The 875-nt window shown below is 70.7% G+C and carries 2 protein-coding genes; both read right to left on the bottom strand.

Features of this window, described 5'->3' with window-relative positions; translation table 11 throughout:
• On the bottom strand, positions 1 to 206 hold a 206-nt coding region (locus HC022_RS27730), incomplete at its 3' end, for an NAD-binding protein (protein WP_175583767.1).
• Between the two features lie 158 nt (positions 207 to 364).
• Positions 365 to 875, bottom strand: a 511-nt coding sequence (locus tag HC022_RS27725; protein ID WP_167454514.1) for a hypothetical protein, incomplete at its 5' end; no start/stop codon positions are given.

The following is an 875-nucleotide window of genomic DNA, read 5'->3' as shown; positions in this document are numbered from 1 at the left end:
ATCATGTCGGCATCGCGCGCGCCGGCCTTCTCGAGCACGTCCGGGTAGGACGCGAAACCCGCGATGCCCTGCACGTCAAGCGTATCGGTGGCGCGGCGCACCAGGTCGGGGTTGTTGTCGACCACGGTGACGTCGTTGCGCTCCCCCGAGAGGTGCCGCGCGATCTGCCAGCCGACCTGCCCGGCCCCGCAAATGATGACCTTCATGCGTTCCTTGCCCCTGGTCCTGTCTTATGCGTGGCATGACACGCGCTTGCGGGACGGTCAACGCCCCTGCGGCGGGCCGGGACGGCGCCAACGGCGCCGGCGCGAGGGCCCGCGCCCCATGTCGTCCGGGGGTCACCGGGCCGGACGGACGGCAGCGCTCAGCCCTGCTGCGCGAGCGCGCGGGCCTTCCATTCGCGGGTCCAGACCCGCACCGCCTCGCGGCTTTCCCAGCTGTAGCGGTCGTCCTCGCCTACGCGCGCAGTGTAGAGCCGCCCCTGCCCGATGCGCCACGGATCGAGGATCAGCCCGCTGTCCCAGGGCTGGCCATCGGCAGTCACGATGACGGTCGCATGCTCGAGCTTGATGTTGCGCGCGTTGGCGATGGCGCGGTGGATGTCGAGCGTGCGGAAGCCCTCGGCGTGCAACGCGATCTCCATGGCGTCGGCCCAGTCCTGGCACACGCCCTTCTCGCGGAAGCCGTTGACAACCTTGACGTTGTGGACGAGCGGCGCGTCCACCACCTGCCATTCGCGCGCCCAGTCGAGCGGCTTCAGCACCGCGATGCGGGCCGCGCGGGCGGCCTCGTCCGGATCGACGCCCGGCCCAAGGGCGCGCAGCGCTTCTGTGAAAGTGGCGATCTGGGTGTCCAGCGAGGGGTGGTCCTGTGCC

The sequence above is a fragment of the Salipiger sp. HF18 genome (assembly GCF_011806505.1).
In the GTDB taxonomy this organism is placed as follows: domain Bacteria; phylum Pseudomonadota; class Alphaproteobacteria; order Rhodobacterales; family Rhodobacteraceae; genus Salipiger; species Salipiger thiooxidans.
This window is presented reverse-complemented; position numbering and strand designations above follow the sequence as displayed.